We start from the raw sequence: 21,475 nt of genomic DNA on the forward strand, positions 1-21,475 counted from the left end.
ACTCGTCGGCGCCGGCGCCGCGCGGGCCGATTTCAGATTCACGGAGACGAAGCATCATGTGTGCAATGGCGTATGCGGAATTCCAACAGGAGTTGAAGAAGGCGCAGTTGACGGCGCGCGAGTTCGCCCGCCTGATCCGGATGAACGAGAATTCGATCACCAACTATTCGAGCAAGGGCACCGTCCCTTCCCATCTCGCGGTCATCGCGAAACTGATCGGCACGCTGGCCGCGCACGAGATCGACTTCCGGCGCGTGATCCGGCAAATGCGGATCGAGCCGAAACGGCCGCGCGGTGTCGGCGCGTTTCCCGCGGCCGAAAAACCGCGCGCGCGGAAAGCGGCGAAAGCCGACGCCTGACCCGCGCCGGCGAAGGTCGACAGCGGCACGGGGATGGCCGCCCGACACGCGATCGACGCCCCGTTGCCGGCCGTGCGCTCCGCACCGCCCTGTTCTTACCCCACCGCCCGCACATGATCGAGCAGCGCCTGCAACGGATGGCGCACCTGCTTCGCCGACAGGCGCTTCACCTGGCTGCGACACGAATACCCGGTCGCCAGTGCCTCGCCTTCCGCGTCCGCCCCGTCGACGTGTGCGGCCCACGACTGCGCATAGATCGTCTTCGACGTCGCGAGATTGCGCGCCTCGTGCCCGTACGTGCCCGACATCCCGCAGCACCCGGTCGCCTGAACCTGCAAGCGCAGGCCGCGACGCGCGAACACCTGCGCCCATTGCCTGCCGCTGTCCGGCGCGTTGGTTTTCTCGGTGCAGTGCGGCAGCAGCCGATACGAAACCGTCGGCCCGCCCGCGCCGGCTTCCGGCAGCGCATCCAGCAGCCATTCCTGCGGCAGCGCGACTTTCGGCACGTCGGCGAGCCCCGTCACCTTCAGGTATTCCTGCCGATACGTGAGCGTCATCGCCGGATCGAGGCCGACCAGCGCGACACCCGAGCGCGCCAGCGCGGCCAGTTGCGTCGCGTTGCGGATCGCGGCCTGTTCGAATGCGCGAAGAAACCCCTGCACGTGCAGCGCCTTGCCGTTGGGCGCAAGCGGCGCAAGCCACACCTGAAAGCCCAGCCGCGCCGCCAGCTCGATCAGCGTCGCGAGCTGCTCGGTATCGAAATAGCGCGTGAACGTGTCCTGCACGATGACGACGCTGCGCGCGCGGCGCGCATCGCTCAGCGCGGCAAGCGCGTGCGGGTCGGCCGGCTTCACGCGCCACGCGCGGATCACGGCCGCGAGATCGAAGCGGCTCAGCAGCGGGCTGTCGACCATGCCGACCCGGCGCTCGAGCAGCGTCCGCACCCAGCGGGCACCCATCAGCCCGTTGTACAGCGCGGGTACGCGCGCCATCCACGGCATCGTGAATTCGAGCGAACCGATCAGGTAGTCGCGCAGCGGCCGCATATAACGCTGGTGATACAGATCGAGAAAGCGCGAGCGGAACTCGGGCACGTTCACCTTGACCGGGCACTGTCCGGCGCATGACTTGCATGCGAGGCAGCCGGCCATCGCGTCGTACACCTCGTGCGAGAAATCCGCGTCGCCACGACGCGCGTTGCGGCTGTTGCGCCAGCGCTCGACCAGCCCGCGCAGCAACGGTTGCCGCGCACGCGCCGCCGCGACGACGTCGACGCCGGCCAGCCCTTGCAGACGCAACCATTCGCGCAGCAGCGACGCGCGCCCCTTCGGCGACTGCACGCGTTCGCGCGTCGCCTTCCACGACGGGCACATCGCGTCGTCCGGATCGAAGTTGTAGCACGCGCCGTTGCCGTTGCAATGCATCGCGGTGCCGTAGCTTTGCCACACGCGCTCGTCGATCTGACGGTCGTGGTCGCCGCGCGTGGGCACCTCGTCGATCTTCAGCAGCCGCAGCGTCGAGTCTGGCGGCGTCGCGATCTTGCCCGGGTTGAACTGGTTGTGCGGATCGAACGCGGCCTTCAGTTGCTGCAGCGACGGATACAGCTCGCCGAAAAACGCCGGCGCATATTCGGAGCGCACGCCCTTGCCGTGCTCGCCCCATAAAAGGCCACCATGCCGCCGCGTGAGTTCGGCCACCGCGTCCGACACGGGCCGCACCAGCGCCGCCTGCTTCGGGTCCTTCATGTCGAGCGCCGGGCGCACGTGCAGCACGCCCGCGTCGACGTGGCCGAACATCCCGTACTGCAGCCCGTGGCCGTCGAGCAGTGCGCGGAATTCGGCGATGTACGCGGCGAGGTTCTCGGGCGGCACCGCGGTGTCCTCGACGAACGGCTGCGGACGCGCCTCGCCCCGCACGTTGCCGAGTAGTCCGACCGCCCGCTTGCGCATCGCATACACGCGCTTCACCGCCTCGTCGCCGGCGGCAAGCGTGTGGCCGAGGCGCTCCACGCTCGTATCGGTGCGCAGATGCTCGACGAATGCGCGCACGCGCGCATCGACGTCGCGTTCGTCGTCGCCGCTGAATTCGATCAGGTTGATGCCGAGTGTCGGACGCGCGTCGTCCTGCGGGAAATACTCGGCCACGCTGCTCCACACGAAGTCCTTCATCGCGAGCATCAGCACCTTCGAGTCGACCGTCTCGATCGACAGCGGCTTGAGTTCGAGCAGCGCGCGCGCGTCGCGCAGCGCGTCCATGAAGCCCGCGTAACGCACGTTGACCAGCACCGAAAACGTCGGGATCGGCAGCACGTTGAGCGTCGCCTCGACGACGAAGCCGAGCGAGCCTTCCGCGCCGCACAGCACGCTGTTCAGGTTGAAGCGGCCGTCGGGTTCGCGCAGGTGCGCGAGGTCGTAGCCGGTCAGGCAGCGGTTGAGCTTCGGAAACTTCGCGTCGATCAGCGCGGCCTTGTCGTCGCTGATGCGCCGCGCGGTGCGATAGACCTTGCCGACGCGGCCCTGTCGCGCGCAGCGGCGTTCCAGTTCTTCATCGTCGAGCGCGTCGCTGTGCAGCCGCTCGCCGCCCATCAGCACGACATCGAGTTCGAGCACGTGGTCGCGCGTCTTGCCGTAGGTACAGCTGCCCTGCCCGCTCGCATCGGTGTTGATCATGCCGCCGATGGTCGCCCGGTTCGACGTGGACAGCTCCGGCGCGAAGAACAGCCCGTGCGGCTTCAGCGCCGCATTGAGCTGATCCTTGACGACACCCGCCTCGACACGCACCCGGCGCTGCGCGACGTCGATGTCGAGGATCCGGTTCATGTTCCGCGACAGGTCGACGACGATGCCGTCGGTCAGCGACTGCCCGTTGGTGCCGGTGCCGCCGCCGCGCGCGGCGACCGCGACGTCGCGATGCGCGGGCTCGGCGAGCAGCCGGGCCAGCAGTTGGACGTCTTCCGCACGCGCGGGGCAGACCACCGCCTGCGGCAGGCGCTGGTAGATCGAGTTGTCGGTGGCCTGCACGGTCCGGTTCGCATGATCCGCATGGATTTCCCCGGCAAAGCCGGCCGCCTGCAGCGCGGCGAGAAAATCGCGATAAACACTCGCGGACGGGCTGGCGGGACGAGGCAACGGGACGATCGACATGGGGCAAAAACGCAATGGGGTGGAGCCGGCCAGCTCGCGCGCCAAAACATGATTTTTTGGCAAGTTTCCGCGCAACCGGGATTTCCAGTATCTTTCGATATTCCGCCAGAAACAAACGAATTCTCGACCGGCGAAACTTGCATAAAACTCATGAATTACCGCCGCCTCACCCCGTCGATGTCGCTGCTGCTCGTATTCGAGGCCGCCGCGCGGCATGAAAGCTACACACGCGCGGCCGACGAGCTGTCGCTGAGCCAGAGTGCGATCAGCCGGCAGGTGCAGACGCTCGAGGATCAGCTCGGCGTGCCGCTGTTCCGGCGCGAGGGCCGCTCGGTCAAGCTGACCGAAGTCGGCCGTCGTTACTTCGCCGAGCTGAGCGGCGCGCTGGGGCGCATTCGCGGCGCGACGCTGCAGGCGATGTCGCATCAGGCGGGCGCCGGCTCGCTGCGGCTGGCGACCCTGCCGACCTTCGGCTCGAAATGGCTGCTGCCGCACCTGCACGGGTTCTACGTCGCGCATCCGGGCATGACCGTCCACCTGCATTCACGGATCGGCGCGATCGATTTCCTCAACGACGATCTCGACGCGGCGATCACCGTCGGCGCGGGCGACTGGCCGGGCCTGCACGCGCATCGGCTGTACAACGAGTTCCTGGTCGCGATCGCCCCGCCCAATACCGGCCGTGGCCGCAAGGCCGACGCGCGCAGGCCGGCCTGGGCCGCGAAGCAGACGCTGCTGGGCGTGACGAGCAATCAGCAGGCCTGGGCCGAGTGGTTCTCGCACTATCGGCTCGACCATCGCCAGATGCGCGTCGGCCCGAGCTTCGAATTGACGTCGCACCTGATCCAGGCCGTGCGCGCGGGAATGGGAATCGGGCTGGTGCCGAAGATGCTCGTGGAGGACGAATTGAGCCGCGGCGAGCTCGTGTCGATCGGCGAAGCGATTACCAGCCAGCGCAGCTATTACCTCGTCTACCCGCCGGGCAACGACACGCTGCCATCGCTGGTCGCCTTCCGCGAATGGCTGCTGGCGTCGTGCTGACGCGCTGCGAGCAGGCGGGCTTCACGCACGCCATTCGCCGAGAATCTGCTCGGCGAGGTAGTCGCACGGCGGCCGCGCCGACTGCGCGCTGCGCGCGAGCACGACTTCGAGTTCACCGAGCGACGGCAACCCGTGGCTCTCCGACAACTGCTGCAGGTGATCGGGCACGCAGCAGCGCGCGAGCGGCGCGATGGCGAGGCCGGCCTCGACCATGCTGAGCAGCCCGAGAAAGCTCGGGCTTTCGTATGACATCCGGTACGGAATCTTCCGCCGGTTCAGCGCCTTGATCGCATGATCGCGCGCCGTGCTGCCGGGCGAGAACAGCGCAACCGGCAGCGGCCGCTCCTCCCACACGTTCCGTTTCGGCGATCCCGTCCAGACGATCGGCTCGAGCCGGATCAGCTCGCCGGACACGCCCTTGACGCGGGTCAGGCATGCGAGGTCGACCGTGTTGTCCTTGAGCATCGGCACGAGCGCGTTGCTCGGCTGGCCGATCACGCGCACTTCCACGCGCGGATGCATCGCGGCGAACTTGCCGAGCACCTGCGGCAGCAGCGACGAGATGTAATCGTCGGGCACGCCGATCGTCACGCGGCCGCGGATCTCAGGACGCACGACGGACGCCCACGCCTCGTCGCGCATCGCGAGCATCCGGCGGCCGTAGTCGGCCAGCCTCCTGCCGTCGTCGGTCGCCGTCACGTTGCGCGTGTCGCGAATGAACAGCGGCTTGCCGAGCGCGTCTTCCAGCGTCTTGATCTGCATGCTCACCGCCGACGGCGACCGGTGCACGATCTGCGCGCCCTGCGCGAACGATCCGGATTCCGCGACGGCCACCACCATCGCGAGCACATCGAGGTCGAGCTTCTTCATTTCTGTTCAGAAAAACTGATCAATCGATTCAGTTTATCCCGTTTTACTGTTCCCCTCCAGCATCGGACAATGAACGCCGTCAGCACTCATTCGACGCAGGAAGCGGAAAACATGCACACGTCCGGATCGCTCTACGGGTTTCTCGTCATCGGCGGCATGCTCGCGGTCACGCCGGGGCCGAACATGGTCTACGTGATGTCGCGCTCGATCGCGCAAGGGCGGGCGGCCGGGCTCGTTTCGCTCGCCGGCGTGATGCTCGGCTACCTGTTCTACATGTTCGCCGCGGCGTTCGGCATCACGACGCTGTTCATGAGCGTGCCCTACGCGGGCAGCGTGCTGGGCGCGGTCGGCGCGACCTATCTGCTGTACCTCGCCTGGCAGGCGGTGCGGCCGGGCGGCCGCTCGCCGTTCGAGGTGAAGACGCTGCCGAACGAGCAGCCGCTGCGGCTGCTCGCGATGGGCGCGACGACCAGCGTGCTGAACCCGAAGCTCGCGATGTTGTTCGTGTCGCTGCTGCCGCAGTTCATCGACTACGGGCAAGGCAGCGTGTTCGGCCAGTCGCTGTTTCTCGGCTCGCTGCTGATTGCCGCGTTCGCGTCGGCCAACGGGATGGTGGCGATCTGTTCGAGTAGCCTCGCGACGTTCCTGCACGGTCGTCCGACGCTGCTGCTCGCGCAGCGCTGGGCCATGGGCGCGGTGCTCGGCGGCCTCGGCGTGGAGATGATGATCGACGCATCGAAAATGGCGGGCATCGCGTAAGCGTCGTGCCGCCGCGCGGGCCCGCACGATCGCGGGCCGCGCGCGGGCGGCGGGTCGACGTCACGCGGCAATGGCCTGCCGCTGCGCCTCGAGTTCGCGCACGAGCGGCAGCACGCGCTTGCCGAAGTACTCGACTTCCTCGATGAAATGCAGGAATCCGGCCAGCACGAGCTCGACGCCGATCGCCTTCAGCGCGACGATCCGCTCGGCGATCTGCTGCGGCGTGCCGATCAGGTTCGTGCGGAAGCCGTCGTTGTACTGCACGAGATCCTCGAACGTCGATTTCGCCCAATTGCCCTCGCCTTCGGGCGACGCGCTGCCGGCCTGCTTCACCGCATCGCCGAACGCGTGCACGGCCTCGACGTGCGCGTGCCGGATGATGTCGTCGAGCACGGCCTTCGCTTCTTCCTCGGTGTCGCGCGCGATCACGAACGCATTGACGCCGATCCGCACGCGATGGTCGTTCGCGGCCGCCTTCGCGCGGATGTCGTCGATCTGCGCCTTCAGGTTCTCCGGCGTGTTGCCGTTCGTGAAATACCAGTCCGACACGCTCGCCGCGTTGTCGCGCGCCGCCCGCGAACTGCCGCCCTGGAAGATTTCCGGATGCGGCTTCTGCACCGGCTTCGGGCTCAGCGTGTAATCGTTGAAGCGGTAGAAGTCGCCCTTGAACGTGAAGTTGTCCTGCGTCCAGATGCCCTTGAGCGCCTGGATGAATTCCTTCGAGCGCCGATAGCGTTCGTCGTGCTCGAGCCACGGCTCGCCGATCGCGGTGAATTCGCCCTTGAACCAGCCGCTCACGACGTTGATCGCGATGCGCCCGTTCGAGATGTGGTCGATCGTCGCGAGCTGCTTCGCGACCACGGCCGGATGCCACGGCCCCGGCAGGATCGCGGCAAGCACCTTGAGCTTCGTCGTCGCATGCAGCAGCGCCTGGCTGAACGACACCGACTCGTGCTGGTATTCGGCGCCATAGCCGGCCGTGAAGCGAATCTGGCTCAGCGCGTAGTCGAAGCCGGCCGCCTCGGCCGTGCGCGCGAGCTTCTGGTTGTATTCGAGGCTCCAGTCGGTGCGTTGCTCGATCGTGCTGACGACGAGGCCGCCGCTGACGTTCGGCACCCAGTACGCGAATTTGACGCCGTCGGCGGAAGGGTCGGGAAGGCTCATGAAGGTGTCCTGGTCGAAGGGGAAATGAAAAAGCGGCTTAGGCGGCCGCGGCGGAAAGCGCGTGCGGGCGCAGTTGCGGCACCGCACGCTCCACGGCGCGCGCGATGCGCTCGCGCAACGCCGGGTTCGCGATCCGGTACCGATCGAAATCGCTTTCGGACGCATACACGCCGATCGGCAGCGTGCGCGCCTGGAAGAAGCTGAACAGCGGGCGCAGCTGATGATCGATCACGAGCGCATGACGCTCACTGCCGCCGGTGGCCGCGAGCAGCACGGGCACGTCGACGAGCGCGTCGTGGCGCACGAGGTCGAACAGGTGCTTGAAGAGGCCCGTGTACGACGCGCGATACACCGGGCTCGCGACGACGAGCGCGTCTGCCGTCTCGATCGCACGGATCAGCGCATCGAGATCGGCCGGCACCTGTGCGCGCGTGAGTGCGCCGGCCAGCCGGCTGCCGATCTCGCCGAGTTCGATCAGCCGCGTATCGATCGGCAGCGCGGCGCCGAGCGCCGTGACGATCGCTTCGGTCAGCGCCAGCGTGCGCGACGGCCGCTGCAGGCTGCCCGATATCGCGACGACGTTGAGGGTGTGGCTCATGCAATGCGTTCCCGTGGTGGAGCCGCGTGCGGCGCGGCGATACCGGTTCGGGTCAGCAAGGAGCGTGCCATTGGTGCGGGTGCGTGTCGGAACAGTCTTCTGCATCACGAATCTTTTCGCCATCGCCCGCCGGAAAGGGCGCTCGGCCTAATGCGCGACAACGACAAGCGTTCCCGTTCGCGCGTCACATCGATATTCCGTCACGCGATGAATCCGGGGCAGCGGGTCTGCTGATACGCTGCTGGTCAGGCAGCAGCGTATCGCACGCGATAGCGCTGAATTTGACGCCGCGACATCACTGCCCGCCCCTCTTCCGCGCCATTGCGGGTTCCGCAGCAATCGCGCTTTGGTTATCAGAAATCGATGCTTTTCGCGCGCGGCGAAACGTTCAACACTTTGCTGATCACGCAGCCGCCGGCCCGCATTGCCCGGCCATCCAACGGTTCATCGCCATGACTTCCCTTTCCGCATCGCCGCGCCCGCTCAATCTTCGTGTCGTCACCGCTTCCCGCGACCCGGCCGGGCTTCAGGCCGCGGCGCCCGTGCTCACGCAGCCCGAACGTCACGCGCCGTCCCGCGCGCATGCGCAGGTGTTCGCCGATCCGCGTTCGCTCGCGCTGCTCGAACAGGTTCGCCGCGTCGCGCCAAGCGACGCGAACGTGCTGATCGTCGGCGAGACGGGCACCGGCAAGGAGCTGATCGCACGCCACGTTCACGAGCTCGGCGCCCGCCGCGACGGACCGTTCGTCGCGGTGAACTGCGGCGCGCTCTCCGAAACGCTCGTCGACAGCGAGCTGTTCGGCCACGAGAAAGGCGCGTTTACCGGCGCATTCAGCGCGAAGCCCGGCTGGTTCGAAGCCGCGCACGGCGGCACGCTGTTTCTCGACGAAATCGGCGACCTGCCGCTCGCGATGCAAGTCAAGCTGCTGCGCGTGCTGCAGGAGCGCGAGGTCGTGCGGCTCGGTTCGCGCACGGGCATTCCGGTCGACGTGCGCGTGGTCGCGGCGACCAACGTCGACTTGCAGCAGGCCGTCGCGGCCGGGCAATTTCGCGGCGACCTGTTCTACCGGCTCAACGTCGTGCAGCTCGCGGTCCCGCCGCTGCGCGACCGCCCGGGCGACATCCTGCCGCTCGCGCATCACTTCTTCGACATGTACCGAGACCGGCTCGGCGGCGGGCCGAGCCGCATCGATCCGCGCGCCGAGCGCCGGCTCGAGGCGCACGGCTGGCCCGGCAATATCCGCGAACTGGAAAACGTGATCCATCACGCGCTGCTCGTGAGCCGCCACGACGCGCTGCAGGACACCGACCTGCCCATGGCGCCGCCGTGTCTGCCGGCCGTTTCCGCACCCGTGGCCGATTCGTCCGCCGATGCACAGGCGGCGCTCGAACACGCGCTGCGCGACCTGTTCGACGGCGGGCACGGCAATCTCTTCGAACACATCGAGGACACCGTGATGCGCGTCGCGTTCGAATTCAGCCATCGCAACCAGATCCGGGCCGCGCAGTTGCTCGGCATCAGCCGCAACGTGCTGCGCGCGCGGCTGATTCGCGCGAAGGCCATCACCGCGCTGAAATAGCCGCCTCCGGCGCACGCCGCCGTTCCGCCCCGGCGCCATCGCGCCATCGCGCCGCGATCCGTGTCGCGACGTCCGAACCTGATGTATCGTGGCGCGAAGCGTACGCTTCGTTGCCCGCCCCGCATCCGGTCGCCGTGATGCGACCGGCCGCGACCGACAACAGGCCACGCACGATCCTCCGCAACACGAAAGCCGTCCGGCGCCCGTGCGCGTCCGGCCAAGCCCCGTTCACCCGTCCGGAACCCGTCGCCATGAAAAAGCTTGTGAACCGCCCGTCCGACGTCGTGCGAGAAATGCTGGAAGGCATCGCGCGGCAATCGCCGCATCTCGCGATCCTCGGCGACGAGCACGTGCTCGTCCGCCAGCCGCTGCCCGAGCCGTCGCAGCGGCCGGTCGCGATCCTGTCAGGCGGCGGCAGCGGCCACGAGCCCGCGCACGGCGGCTATGTCGGCGAAGGGATGCTGAGCGCGGCCGTGTGCGGCGAAGTGTTCACGTCGCCGTCGACCGATGCCGTGCTCGCCGCGATCCGCGCAAGCGCCGGCCCGAACGGCGCGCTGCTGATCGTGAAGAACTACACGGGCGACCGGCTCAATTTCGGGCTCGCCGCCGAGCTTGCGCGCGCGGAAGGCATTCCGGTCGAAACCGTCATCGTCGCCGACGACGTGTCGTTGCGCGGCCGCGTCGAGCGCGGCCAGCGACGCGGGATCGCGGGCACCGTGCTGATCCACAAGCTCGCGGGCGCGGCTGCCGCGCACGGGCTGCCGCTTGCCCGCGTCGCGAGCATCGCGCGCGACGCGGCGGCCGAACTCGGCACGATGGGCGTCGCGCTCGACGGCTGCACGATCCCCGGCACCGACAAGTCGGGCTTCAGCCTCGCCGATCACGAAATCGAGCTCGGCCTCGGGATCCACGGCGAGAAAGGCGTCGAGCGCCGCGCGCCGCTGCCGGCCGACGCGCTGGCCGACACACTGCTGTCGAGCATCGTCGCCGATCTCGTGCTCGACCGCGACGAACGCGTCGCGCTGTTCGTCAACGGCCTCGGCGCGACGCCGGACATGGAGCTCGCGATCGTGCTGCGCGCCGCGTTCGACAACCTGAGCCGGCGCGGCATCGTCGTCGCGCGCGCGTGGGCCGGCACGTTCCTGTCCGCGCTGAACATGCCGGGCTGCTCGATTTCGGTGCTGCGGCTGAACGACGAGCGCGCGGCGCTGCTCGACGCGCCGACGCAGGCGCGCGCATGGCCGGGCGGCGGCATCGTGAACACGCGGATTCGCGTGGCGGCGAACGCGTCGCAGGATGCGCCGATGCCACCGCTCGATGCGGCCGGGCGCGCGTGGGCCGCGCGCCTGCAACCGGCGCTGCACGCGGTCGCGCAGACGCTGATCGATCACGAGCAGACGCTGACGGATCTCGATGCGGCAGCCGGCGACGGCGATCTCGGCGCGAGCATGCGGCGCGCCGCGCAGGCGATCCTCGAATTGCCCGACACCGCGTACGGCACGCCGTCCGGTGCGCTCGCGGCGCTCGGCGCCGCGTTGCGCCGCGCGATCGCCGGCAGTTCCGGGCCGTTCTATGCGACCGCGCTGCTGCGCGCGTCGCGCCGGCTGGCCGATGTCGCCGATCGCGCCGAGCCGTCGCCGCGCGACTGGGCCGCGGCGTTCCGCGCGGCAGTGGATGCCATCAGCGAACTCGGCGGCGCCCAGGCGGGCGACCGGACGATGCTCGATGCGCTCGTGCCGGCCGCCGACGCATTCGGCCGCGCGCTCGACGACGATCGCGAGCCCGCGAGCGCCTGGGCGGCGGCCGTCGACGCGGCCGAGCAAGGCGCGGAAGAAACGGCGCGCATGACGCCGCGCGCGGGACGGGCCAGCTATCTCGGCGAGCGCGCGATCGGCACGCCGGATGGCGGTGCGGTGGCCGTGTCGTACTGGCTGCGCGCGCTGCTCCCGCACGTGCGGTAACGGGCGCGCGCCGCCGCGTTCAGACGCCCTCGACCAGCACCGCGCGATAGCGTGCGCCCTTGAAGCGGTGCTGGACGACCGCCTGGTATTCGGGGCCGTGGTACCACGCGTGCGCGGCCTCCTTCGACGGGAACTCGACGATCACGACGCCTTCCGGGCCTTCACCCTCGAGGATTTCCTGCGGCCCATAGGCGGCGAGCACCTTCACCGGATGGCCGGCGAGGGTCGCACCGACCTGGCTCGAGTAGAGGTCGAGTTCATGCTGGTCCTGCGTGCTTTCCCGTGTAAAAACGATGTAGGTCGCCACGATATGCGCTCCTGAGGATGGGTGAAAAAAGGGACGCCACGCGCGGCAAGGTCCGGGGATTCCGGCGTGGCAGCGCGCAGCTTACCGCCGTTCGCCGGTCGGCGCTGCGGCGAGTCGGCTGCGGCCTGCGCGGGCCGTCAACACGTCGCACACGTGCCCGCGTTGACGACGGCTACGATTCAGCCCCGTCAACGCGCCAGCACACGCGCAAGTGTGATCACTCCCGATTGGATCGCGTCACTGCCGACGGCTGCAAAACCCAACACCAGCCCCGAGGGCCCCGGACGATCGATCGTATAGAGCGACAGCGGTCGTGTCTCGATGCCCTCGCGCGCCAGACGGCGCGCGACGTCGGCGTCGTCGACGTTGGATGGCAAGAAGGCCGCCGCATCGAGCCCCGCGACGATTCGCGGAACCTCCAGCAGCCCGGAAAGATGCCGGGCGGCGGCCATCTTCAGCGCTTCGGCGCGCTCTCCGTACAGCATGCGCATGCGCCGGATGTGCCTGCCAAAATGACCCTCCGCGATGAATTCATGCAGCACCGACTGCTGATCCAGTGGCACATGCCGAGCCGTCAACGACAACGCGGCCACGAAGGGATCGACCAACCGGTCGGGCAAGATCGCGTACGCGGTACGCAACGCCGGAAACATCAATTTGCTGAACGTGCCGCAGTAAATCACGTGTCCGTCGTGGTCGAGGCTCTTCATTGCGGCCAGCGGATGGCCCTCGAAGCGGAATTCGCTGTCATAGTCGTCCTCGATGATCACGGCGCCTCGATCCCGTGCCCATTCGAGCAGCGACAACCGCCTTTCCAGCGCGAGCGGAGGCCCCAGCGGCGCTTGCCGCCCGGCCGTGACATACGCGAGACGCGCGTCGGGGACGTGCCGCCGCGCCCAGTCCACGTCGACGCCGCCAGCATCGACAGGCACACCGACGACCCGGGCGCCCGCGGCTTCGAGCACGAAGCGCGCGCCAGGGTAGCCCGGATCTTCGATCCATGCCGCGTCTCCCGGATCGAGGAATAGACGCGCGCCGAGATCGATAGCCTGCTGGACACTGCCGAGCACCACGACGTTATCCGCCGTGCAGGTAATGCCACGCGACATTCCGACATACCCGGCGATAGCCTCGCGCAGTGGACGATAACCTTGCGCCTCGCCGTCGCCGAGCAGATCTCGACGTGTGCGACGCACACGCTTCGCCGCCAGCCGGCCCCACAGTTCAAACGGAAACGCATCGAGGTCAGGTTGACTGGCACGAAAGGCCCGCGCCGGACTCGCACGGCCGTTCACCTGAAAAGGGGTTTGCGCAAGCAGACGGCCCCGGCTCGAGAGCGCGATGCCACGCGCTCGCGCAGCGCCATCGTGATCGCCGTCCCGCGCCTGCGCGCGTGATCGTCCATCGTGCTTTTTGGCCGATACCCGATCGTTGCTGTCGATACGTCGGTCCGGCAGTTCGGGCGCGACGAAGCTCCCTCGGCCGGTGGCGGCCGTCAAATAGCCTTCGGCATCGAGTTGCGAGAACACGCTCAGGACTGTTCCGCGCGACAACGCAAATCGTGCCGCGAGATCACGCGACGAAGGCAGGCGCGCGCCGGGCGACAACCGGCCCGTCAAGATCGCCGAGCGCAGTTCGTCATAGAGCCAGCGTTGCAGCGACGTACCGGGCGGTCGCGGCGCCAGTGCAAGTTCGATCTGCTCGGCTCGACGCATCGTCACCTTTTTCAAATTGGCTCAGTCAATATCGCAATAATGGACCTTTTTCGCGACCATTAACAGCCTTACCCTGCTCCTCGACGCAAGCGCGCCATACCGTTGCAAGCGCTCGCCATCGCAGAGAGGAGAAAGAAATGACACACAGGGTTTTTGTAGCCGGCGCGAGCGGCGCCATCGGCACCGCGCTCGTGCCGTTGCTGATCGCCGCGGGCTACACGGTGTTCGGTAGCACCCGGCGCGCCGATCGCGTGAGAAAGCTTGAAGACGCAAGGGTCACGCCGGTCGTCGTCGATGTATTCGATGCGGCCGCGCTCCGCGACGCGCTGGTTCGCATTGCCCCGCACAGCGTGATTCATCAATTGACCGACCTGCCCTCCGGACTCGACCCCGCCCTCATGGCTCGGGCGGTGGCGGCGAACGCCCGCATACGCGACGAGGGAACACGCAACCTGGTCGCAGCGGCCATTTCAGCCGGCAGCAAACGGATGATCGCGCAAAGCATTGCGTGGGCGTATCGGCCAGGCGTGACGCCCTACGACGAAAACTGCCCGCTCGACCTCGATGCGCAAGGCACGCGCGGGACAAGCGTACGGGGTGTCGCCGCGCTGGAGCGGCACGTGCTGACGACGGCGCCGCTGATGGGTACGGCACTCAGGTACGGACGGATTTACGGGCCGGGCACGGGTGCCGATGCCCCGACTGGCTCAAGCCCGCTGCACGTCGAAGCCGCTGCGTATGCGGCGTTGCTTGCGCTTCAACGAGACGCGGCAGGCGTATTCAACATCGCGCAGGACGACGCCGAGGTGAGCAGCGCCAAGGCGAAGCGTGAGCTCGGTTGGTCGCCGGACATGCGATCGGCGACGCACGCATGAACCCGCGTGCATGGCCGTTTCCGGCGCGCCGGCGTCGCCTGGCCGGCACGCCCACGATGCTTGCCGCGCTGGCGGCGGCGGCGCTGACGCTCGGCCCGGCGACGCCCCGTTCAGCCGTCGACTGGCTGACGGACATCTGCGGTAGCGGCGGCGAGCGGCTGCTATCCGCCGCATCGTCGAATGCCGGCGCCACAAACCGGCCCGCTTCCACCGTCAAGGTTCTGTCGTGCGAATCCCTGCCTAACGCTCCAGGCAAGTCGGTGACGACGGCCGTCGTCGACTTTCCGCCACTCGGCTTTACGCCCGCGCATCGTCACCCGGGTTCGGTCGTGGCGGTCGTGCTGGAAGGGACCATCCGCTCTCAACTGGAGGGCGGAGCGCCAGTCGACTATGCGAGTGGACAAACGTGGTTCGAGCCACCGCGCGCACTGCACCTGTTCGCCGAGAACCCCGATCCGACGCGCCCGGCACGATTGCTTGCGACATTCGTTGCAGATACCGGGTGCGGGGCATTGGTGCTACCACCGGACTAAGGGTTCCCGGCCGGACCGCACTGCGAATGTCCGCTTCGAACACAATCGACGCCCTTACGCTTCTTCGTCCCGCTCGAACCGGGTCCGTTGGCCCCGCTCAAGCGTTTCCCAAATTCCGATAACCCGTGCGTCTAGTGAATATCCAGCCGACGAACCGGCATGGAGACTGGACACGCACATGGGTCTCCGTCACGGCTTGCGCACGGTCGAGCGGAAAGACACCCGGAAAATATTGTCCCGGCGCAACCGTGCGCGAAAGCAGGACGTTCCTGGGCGAATCGGACTGTGCAATAGGCGTGCCCAAACAGAAACGGGCCCGCACACCTTTATCGTTCGAGGGGCGTCGCAAGCACGACCCGCGCGGAATACGCCGCGCGGGCTTCGAACTTGCCCTGACGCACGCGGCCGCGCTTCGTGCTGCCGGCCCGCTCTCGTCTGACTATTCAATATAGTCGCCACGTCATACGCTGGGCATTCGGTTCGCCAGCCTTACAACTTGATCACGGCCGACACGCCACCTGGATTGCTTCACACGGCCGGCCGTGCGACATGCGACGTGTCATCCGGGCGACAAAAACGATAGTTTGCTATCGAATATTTTTGCCCCTATCATCTCGTCCATGACCGACCTGCACGACCTCCGCCTCGCCGTCAGCAGCCTGCTCGTGCTCACCGCGCGCAAGTGGCGCCGCACCAGCGACGGTGTGCTGACCGCATACAACGTCTCCGAGGCCTGCGCGACGCCGCTCTTGATCGCCGGGCGCCTCGGCGAAGGCGTGCGGCAAGGCACGCTCGCCGAACACGTAGGCATCGAAGGGCCGTCGCTCGTGCGCCTGCTCGACCAGCTGTGCGCGGCCGGCCTCGCGCGCCGCGACGAGGATCCGCACGATCGCCGCGCGAAGACGATCTCGTTGACGGCCGCCGGCCGCGCGGTCACCGCGAAGATGGAAGAAGACCTTCGCGCGCTGCGCGCCCAGGTGCTCAAGGGCGTGTCGCGCGCCGATCTCGAAGCGACGCTGCGCGTGCTGAACGCGTTCAACGCAGCCGACGCGCAGCCTCCTGCGCCGCACCCGTCCCACAGCGCCGATTCCGCGACATGACCTATCCGAGCCTTCGCGACTGGCTGTTTTCGGGCAAGACGTTCGCCGCGTCGATGCTGGCGCTGTACCTCGGCCTGTATTTCCAGTTGCCGCGCCCGTACTGGGCGATGGCGAGCGTCTACATCGTGTCGAACCCGTTCGTCGGCGCGACGCGCTCGAAGGCGCTGTACCGCGCGCTCGGCACCGCGCTCGGCGCGGCCGCGGCGATCTTCTTCGTGCCGCCGTTCGTCGAGACGCCGCTCCTGTTCAGCATCATCGTCGCGACCTGGTGCGGCACGCTGCTGTACCTCGCGATCTCCGACCGCACCGCGCGCAGCTACGTCTTCATGCTCGCCGGCTACACGATGCCGCTGATCGCGCTGCCGACCGTCACCGATCCGTCCACCGTGTTCGACGTCGCGATCGCGCGTACCGAGGAGATCGTGCTCGGCATCGTGTGCGCGAGCGTGGTCGGCAGCACGGTGTTCCCGAACCGGCTCGCGCCGACGCTGATCGAGCGCACCGACGCGTGGTTCAAGGACGCCGCGTTCTACGGCCGCGAAACGCTGTCCGGGCACCTGGCCGGCAAGGCGCTGTCCGCGTGCCGGCAGCGGCTTGCCGCGACGATCACCGGCCTCGAATTCCTGCTGAGCCAGCTGGGCTACGACCATGCGCATCCGCGCGTCCTCGCGCGCGCGCAGGCGCTCGCGGGCCGGATGCAACTGTTCCTGCCGCTGATGTCGTCGCTCGCCGATCCGCTGATCGCGCTGATGCGCGACCTGCACGTGCGTCCGCCCGCGCTCGACGCGCTGCTGGCCGACGCCGCGAAATGGTTCGACGCGCCGCTGCCGGCCGTGAAGACCGGCTCCGACGGCGACATGGCCCACGATCCGGTCGCGGACGACCTGCGCGAGCGCATCGCCCTGCTGCAGCCGCCCGACAGCGCGCTGGCGAGCTGGGACGGCGCGCTGCTGTCGAACGCGCTGTGGCGGCTGCGCCAGGTCATCGACATCTGGCAGGACTGCCGCTCGCTGCGCGCGCTGATCGCGAACGAGTCGGGCGTGTGGCAGCCGCGCTACCGGCACTGGCGGCTCGGCGGCACCGAGCGCTTCTTCGATCGCGGGATGATGCTGTTCTCGACGCTGACCGTCGTGTTCGCGATCGTGTTCGCGTGCTGGCTGTGGATCTCGTCCGGCTGGCACGACGGCGCGGCCGCCGTCACGCTCGTGGCCGTGTCGTGCAGCTTCTTCGCCGCGCTCGACGAGCCCGCGCCGCTGGTGTTCAAGTTCTTCCTGTCGACCGCCGCGAGCGTCGTGTTCGCCGGCCTGTATCTGTTCGTCGTGCTGCCGCACGTGCACGATTTCGCGATGCTCGTGCTGATGTTCGCGGGCCCGTTCATCCTAATCGGCACGCTGCTGCCGCGCCCGCAGTTCAACATGGTGACGATGCTCGTCGCGGTGAACACGGCCACCTTCATCAGCATCCAGAGTGCATACGAAGCCGATTTCTTCGTGTTCCTGAACAGTAATCTCGCGGGCGTCGCCGGGCTGCTGTTCGCGTACGTGTGGACGCGCGCGACGCGGCCGTTCGGCGCGGAACTCGCGGTACGGCGCCTGCTGCGCTCGGGCTGGGAAGACGTCGCGCGCTCGGCGTCGACGCAGCCGCTCGACGATCAGCGCAACCACGCGTCGCGGATGCTCGATCGCGTCACGCAACTGCTGCCGCGCCTCGGCGCGTCCGACGATCATCGCCACCCGTCGATCGAAAGCTTTCGCGACCTGCGCATCGCGCTGAACGCGCTCGACCTGCGCCGCTCGCGGCGCCGGCTGTCGGGCGACGTGCCCGACGCGATCGATCGCGTGCTGGCCGGCGTGACCGATCACTACGCGCGCTGCGCGGCCGCGAACGCGCGCCAGCCCGCGCCGCCCGCACTGCTCGCGACGATCGACGACGCGCTGCGGCGCGTGGCCAGCCGCAACCTGCCGGCCGCCGCGCCAGCCGACGGCGCAGCCACGCCCGAGACGCCGGCCACGCACCGCCGCCTGCGCGACACGCTGCATGCGCTCGTCGGCATGCGTCTGTCGCTGTATCCGGCCGCGGCCGCGCAAGCGCCGCGGGCGCCGGACGGAGCGCGCGCATGAACCGGCTTTCCACCTTGTCCTTCCAACCGCGACCATGATCGGCGAAATCGATATCTTCGGCGTGTTCGTGCCGGCCCCGCTCGTACTGATGCTGATCGCCTACCTGATCAACATCGTCGTGCGCGCGGTGCTCGAACGCATCGGCTTCTACCGCCTCGTCTGGCACCGTTCGATCTTCGACCTCGGCATCTACGTGTTCGTGCTGGCCGCCGTCGTGATCGTGTCCCACCAACTCGTGGCTACCTAACGTGAAAAAAACCTGGCTCTCGGCAGGGCAAGTCCTGCTCACCCTGATCGTCGTCGTCGTGGCCGGCCTCGTGCTGTGGCGCATCATCAACTACTACATGTTCTCGCCGTGGACGCGCGACGGGCACGTGCGCGCCGACGTGATCCAGGTCGCGCCGGACGTGTCGGGCCTCATCACGTCGGTGCAGGTCGCCGACAACCAGGAGGTCAAGCGCGGCCAGGTGCTGTTCGTGATCGACCAGGCGCGCTACGCGCTCGCGGAACGGCTCGCCGAAGCGACGCTCGCGCAGCGACGCGCGACGCTGGCGCAGGCGAAACGCGAATACGCGCGCAACCTGCAGCTCGGCAACCTGGTCGCGAGCGAACAGGTCGAGGAAAGCCGCACGCGCGTCGAGCAGGGCGAAGCCAGCGTCGCCGATGCGCAGGTGTCGCTCGATACCGCGAAGCTGAACCTGCAGCGCACGACGATCGTGAGTCCCGTGGACGGCTACCTGAACGACCGCGCCCCGCGGGTCGGCGAATATGTACCGGCCGGCCGCGCGGTGCTGTCAGTCGTCGACCGCAACTCGTTCCGCGTCGACGGCTACTTCGAGGAAACCAAGCTGCGCGGCATCCATATCGGTCAGCCGGTCGACATCATCGTGATGGGCGAGCCGCATGCGTTGCGCGGCCACGTGCAGAGCATCGTCGCCGCGATCGAGGACCGCGACCGCACACAAGGCGCGAACCTGCTGCCGAACGTGAACCCGGCGTTCAGCTGGGTGCGGCTCGCGCAGCGCGTACCGGTGCGCGTCGTGCTCGACGAGGTGCCCGACGATTTCCGGATGATCGCGGGCCGTACCGCGACCGTGTCGATGCGCGGCGCCGACACGCGCCGCAACGACGACGCGAAACCGGCTGGCGCAAGCACCACGTCGGCGGCCGCGCCGGTTTCGGCGACGTCCGGTACGGCCGCCAGCGCCACGGGAGCATCGCAATGAAGTGGCCCGGTCTGCGCGTCGCGGCGACGCTCGCCCCGCTTGCGCTCGCACTCGCTGCGTGCAAGTCGGTGGGCCCCGACTACAAACTGCCGCAACAGGCGTACGTCAATGCGCCGCTCGCGAACCATGCGCTCGACGACGCGAACGGCGCGCTGGTGTCGCGCGACGCGGTGCCCGGCAACTGGTGGCAGCTGTATGACGACCCGGTACTCAATGGGCTCGTGCGCGATGCGCTGAAGTCGAACACCGACCTGCGCGTCGCCGCGGCGAACCTCGCGCGCTCGCGCGCGGCGCTGGTGGTCGCGAACGAACAGGGCGGCTTCTCGGGCAAAGCGGACGCGGGCGTGCAGCGCGCACAGGAATCGGCCGAGCAATACCTGCTCGAAAACAAGCTGCCGGTGGTCAACGAAGGCGCGGTCGGCATCAACGTGTCGTACGAGCTCGACCTGTTCGGCAAGCTGCGGCGCGGCGTCGAAGCCGCACGCGCGGACAGCGAGGCCGTCAAGGCGGCCGGCGACCTCGCGCGCATCACGGTCGTGGCCGACGTCGTACGCGCGTATGTCGAAGCGTGCTCGGCCGGCGACGAACTGGCGATCGCGAAGCAGTCGCTCGCGCTGCAGCAGCAGCGCGTCGCGCTGTCGCAGCGGCTGCGCGATGCGGGGCGCGGCAACCAGACCGACGTGACGCGCGGCGTGACGCAGGTGCGCACGCTCTCCGCCGACATCCCGCGCTTCGAAGGCCGCCGCAAGGTCGCGCAGTACCAGCTCGCCGCGCTGCTCGCCCGCGCGCCGGCCGATCTGCCGAAAGCCGCTGCCGAATGCGAACGCCTGCCGAGGCTGCGTCAGCCGATTCCGATCGGCGACGGCGCCGCGCTGCTGCGCCGCCGGCCCGACGTGCGCGAAGCCGAACGTCAGCTCGCCGCCGCGACCGCTCGGATCGGCGTGGCGACCGCCGCGCTGTACCCGTCGGTCAGCATCGGTGCGTCGGCCGGTTCGGTCGGCGTCGCCGCCGACCTGTTCTCGTCCACCACGAATCGCTGGTCGTTCGGACCGCTGATCAGCTGGTCGTTCCCCGTCAACGGCCAGCGTGCGCGCGTGCGCGAAGCCGAAGCCGCAACCGGCGGCGCGCTCGCACACTTCGACGGCGTCGTGCTGAATGCGCTGCGCGAAACGCAGTCGAGCCTCGCGACTTACGCGGCCGACGTGCAGCGCACGGATGCGCTGCGCACCGCGTACGAATCGGCCCGCAATTCCGCCGCCGAAACGCATCGTCTCTATGCGGCCGGCCGCGAATCGTTCATCGCCGATCTCGACGCGACGCGCACGTTGACGAGCGTGCGGGCGCAGGTCGCGGCGGCCGAAGGCCAGGTCGCGGCCGACCAGGTGCGGCTCTTCCTCGCGCTCGGCGGCGGTTGGGACGGCGACGGCGCAACGGCCGCGGCGGACACCGGTTCTGCGACCACCGCACCCGTGGCTGGCACGTCGGCGCCGTAGAAACATCGGCATCGGCATATCTCGCATGCATGACGAAACGCCCTGCGGCAAGGGGTTGAACCGATTCGCGCGCGGGTATTCGCGGGGCCGGCGTTGACGGTACACTGGCCGACGCATTTCCGATCACCTGCCGCCGCAGCCGGCCCGGCCGCGGCAACCACCCGGAGCGTCATCATGCGAACGAGCGCCCGCAACCAATTTGCCGGCCAGATCAGCGCCATCGAGCTCGGTGCCGTCAACGACGAAATCACGCTGCGCACGCAGGACGGCCTCGAGATTGTCGCCGTGATCACCCACGGCAGCGCGGCGTCGCTGGGCCTCGCGGCCGGCACGAACGCGTTCGCGCTCGTCAAGGCGTCGTCGGTCATCGTGATGATCGACGTCGACAGCAGCAAGGTGTCGGCCCGCAACTGCGTCGCGGGCACCGTCGCGTCGGTCGCGAAGGGCGCGGTCAATTCGGAGGTCGTGATCCGGGCGGCGGGCGGTGCGGAAATCGTCGCGATCGTCACCAACGACAGCGTCGATCGTCTCGGGCTCGCGAGCGGCGCCGCCGCATCCGCGATCTTCAAGGCATCGAGCGTGATCGTCGGCGTCGAGTGATCGCGTGACGATCGCGACCGCGATTCATCGG

General features: G+C 68.4%; 19 protein-coding genes. 13 read left to right on the forward strand and 6 right to left on the reverse strand.

Going from position 1 to position 21,475, the window contains the following annotated elements; genetic code table 11:
* The first annotated feature begins 56 nt into the window (after window positions 1-56).
* Entirely contained in the window at window positions 57-359 is a 303-nt protein-coding gene (locus AC3IFE_RS20115) for an XRE family transcriptional regulator (protein WP_489191701.1), read from the forward strand.
* A gap of 95 nt (window positions 360-454) precedes the next feature.
* Here the strand turns inward: AC3IFE_RS20115 and ydiJ are convergent, their stop codons facing one another.
* Complete coding sequence (gene ydiJ, locus AC3IFE_RS20120) at window positions 455-3,502, reverse strand: D-2-hydroxyglutarate dehydrogenase YdiJ (protein ID WP_489191702.1); 3,048 nt, start codon at window positions 3,500-3,502, stop codon at window positions 455-457.
* A gap of 150 nt (window positions 3,503-3,652) precedes the next feature.
* On the opposite strand from ydiJ, the gene AC3IFE_RS20125 reads away from it, so the two are divergent.
* Window positions 3,653-4,543 carry a LysR substrate-binding domain-containing protein gene (locus AC3IFE_RS20125; protein WP_489191703.1) on the forward strand — a complete coding sequence of 297 codons (891 nt, stop codon included), beginning with the start codon at window positions 3,653-3,655 and terminating at the stop codon, window positions 4,541-4,543.
* Window positions 4,544-4,564: 21 nt separating this feature from the next.
* On the opposite strand, the gene AC3IFE_RS20130 is transcribed toward AC3IFE_RS20125, so the two are convergent.
* On the reverse strand, window positions 4,565-5,413 hold the full coding sequence (locus AC3IFE_RS20130) for a LysR substrate-binding domain-containing protein (protein WP_489191704.1): 849 nt from the start codon (window positions 5,411-5,413) through the stop codon (window positions 4,565-4,567).
* A 111-nt stretch (window positions 5,414-5,524) separates the two neighbouring features.
* On the opposite strand from AC3IFE_RS20130, the gene AC3IFE_RS20135 reads away from it, so the two are divergent.
* Entirely contained in the window at window positions 5,525-6,172 is a 648-nt protein-coding gene (locus AC3IFE_RS20135) for a LysE family translocator (protein WP_089471745.1), read from the forward strand.
* 60 nt (window positions 6,173-6,232) lie between these two features.
* On the opposite strand, the gene sfnG is transcribed toward AC3IFE_RS20135, so the two are convergent.
* Both sfnG and msuE read right to left on the reverse strand, forming a co-directional pair.
* Window positions 6,233-7,336: a dimethylsulfone monooxygenase SfnG gene (sfnG, locus tag AC3IFE_RS20140; RefSeq protein ID WP_489191705.1), complete on the reverse strand. Its 1,104-nt coding sequence runs from the start codon at window positions 7,334-7,336 to the stop codon at window positions 6,233-6,235.
* Window positions 7,337-7,373: 37 nt separating this feature from the next.
* Window positions 7,374-7,934: an FMN reductase gene (msuE, locus tag AC3IFE_RS20145; protein ID WP_489191706.1), complete on the reverse strand. Its 561-nt coding sequence runs from the start codon at window positions 7,932-7,934 to the stop codon at window positions 7,374-7,376.
* Between the two features lie 452 nt (window positions 7,935-8,386).
* On the opposite strand from msuE, the gene AC3IFE_RS20150 reads away from it, so the two are divergent.
* Window positions 8,387-9,514 carry a sigma-54 interaction domain-containing protein gene (locus tag AC3IFE_RS20150; RefSeq protein ID WP_489191707.1) on the forward strand — a complete coding sequence of 376 codons (1,128 nt, stop codon included), beginning with the start codon at window positions 8,387-8,389 and terminating at the stop codon, window positions 9,512-9,514.
* Between the two features lie 251 nt (window positions 9,515-9,765).
* Window positions 9,766-11,475 (forward strand): dihydroxyacetone kinase subunit DhaL, encoded by a 1,710-nt coding sequence (dhaL, locus tag AC3IFE_RS20155; RefSeq protein ID WP_489191708.1) that lies wholly within the window; start codon window positions 9,766-9,768, stop codon window positions 11,473-11,475.
* A 19-nt stretch (window positions 11,476-11,494) separates the two neighbouring features.
* Here the strand turns inward: dhaL and AC3IFE_RS20160 are convergent, their stop codons facing one another.
* Together AC3IFE_RS20160 and pdxR are read right to left on the reverse strand one after the other, a co-directional pair.
* On the reverse strand, window positions 11,495-11,782 hold the full coding sequence (locus AC3IFE_RS20160) for a DUF1330 domain-containing protein (protein WP_089438098.1): 288 nt from the start codon (window positions 11,780-11,782) through the stop codon (window positions 11,495-11,497).
* Between the two features lie 188 nt (window positions 11,783-11,970).
* A complete protein-coding gene (pdxR, locus tag AC3IFE_RS20165) occupies window positions 11,971-13,503 on the reverse strand; it encodes a MocR-like pyridoxine biosynthesis transcription factor PdxR (protein ID WP_489191725.1) in 1,533 nt (510 codons plus the stop codon).
* 131 nt (window positions 13,504-13,634) lie between these two features.
* Between pdxR and AC3IFE_RS20170 the strand changes: the two genes are divergently transcribed.
* The 8 genes from AC3IFE_RS20170 (at window position 13,635) to AC3IFE_RS20205 (ending at window position 21,444) form a co-directional block, all read left to right on the forward strand.
* Window positions 13,635-14,372, forward strand: coding sequence for an NAD-dependent epimerase/dehydratase family protein (locus AC3IFE_RS20170; protein ID WP_489191709.1), 738 nt, complete (start codon window positions 13,635-13,637; stop codon window positions 14,370-14,372).
* Window positions 14,369-14,905, forward strand: a complete 537-nt coding sequence (locus AC3IFE_RS20175; protein ID WP_489191710.1) for a cupin domain-containing protein — start codon at window positions 14,369-14,371, stop codon at window positions 14,903-14,905. Before AC3IFE_RS20170 ends, AC3IFE_RS20175 begins: the two co-directional genes overlap by 4 nt.
* 620 nt (window positions 14,906-15,525) lie before the next feature.
* On the forward strand, window positions 15,526-16,005 hold the full coding sequence (locus tag AC3IFE_RS20180) for a MarR family winged helix-turn-helix transcriptional regulator (protein WP_489191711.1): 480 nt from the start codon (window positions 15,526-15,528) through the stop codon (window positions 16,003-16,005).
* Complete coding sequence (locus AC3IFE_RS20185; protein WP_089471640.1) at window positions 16,002-18,125, forward strand: FUSC family protein; 2,124 nt, start codon at window positions 16,002-16,004, stop codon at window positions 18,123-18,125. The genes AC3IFE_RS20180 and AC3IFE_RS20185 overlap by 4 nt, the downstream gene beginning before the upstream one ends.
* A gap of 34 nt (window positions 18,126-18,159) precedes the next feature.
* Entirely contained in the window at window positions 18,160-18,372 is a 213-nt protein-coding gene (locus AC3IFE_RS20190) for a DUF1656 domain-containing protein (protein WP_089471641.1), read from the forward strand.
* Between the two features lies 1 nt (window position 18,373).
* Window positions 18,374-19,351: an efflux RND transporter periplasmic adaptor subunit gene (locus tag AC3IFE_RS20195; protein WP_489191712.1), complete on the forward strand. Its 978-nt coding sequence runs from the start codon at window positions 18,374-18,376 to the stop codon at window positions 19,349-19,351.
* Window positions 19,348-20,844 (forward strand): efflux transporter outer membrane subunit, encoded by a 1,497-nt coding sequence (locus AC3IFE_RS20200; protein ID WP_489191713.1) that lies wholly within the window; start codon window positions 19,348-19,350, stop codon window positions 20,842-20,844. Before AC3IFE_RS20195 ends, AC3IFE_RS20200 begins: the two co-directional genes overlap by 4 nt.
* 174 nt (window positions 20,845-21,018) lie before the next feature.
* Window positions 21,019-21,444 (forward strand): TOBE domain-containing protein, encoded by a 426-nt coding sequence (locus AC3IFE_RS20205; protein WP_489191714.1) that lies wholly within the window; start codon window positions 21,019-21,021, stop codon window positions 21,442-21,444.
* Window positions 21,445-21,475: the final 31 nt, after the last annotated feature.

Source organism: Burkholderia sp. APQ4-4ca (assembly GCF_057837105.1).